Annotated in this window: 1 protein-coding gene; it reads right to left on the bottom strand. The window is 40.6% G+C overall.

All coding sequences use genetic code 11. The features are described from left to right. Positions 1-249: hypothetical protein (locus NE668_RS09945; RefSeq protein ID WP_256196843.1), on the bottom strand; the 249-nt coding region annotated here is incomplete at both ends.

The raw sequence follows: 249 nt of genomic DNA, 5'->3' as shown, positions 1-249 counted from the left end.
CTAAAAAATACGCCTTTAGGCCTTCTGATACCCTTTCCCCTGCGGTTTAGCGTGCCTTTTACATTAATATCTAAACCCTCTCCGATGGTGGCCTTTAACTGACTAATAAATGCAACCGATATAAACTGTGATAATTCTGGGTGATTTATGATTCGATCGACAATTGTATTGTACACTAGTGCAGGATCAGGCCAATCCAGTTCTTTTTCAATTACCGGTGTGTCGTCTGTATTCAGTACATGTCCAACA

This window comes from Veillonella parvula (assembly GCF_024461875.1).
Classification (GTDB): domain Bacteria; phylum Bacillota; class Negativicutes; order Veillonellales; family Veillonellaceae; genus Veillonella; species Veillonella parvula_I.
The sequence above is the reverse complement of the archived record's forward strand: the minus strand, read 5'-3'. Positions and strand labels throughout refer to the sequence as shown.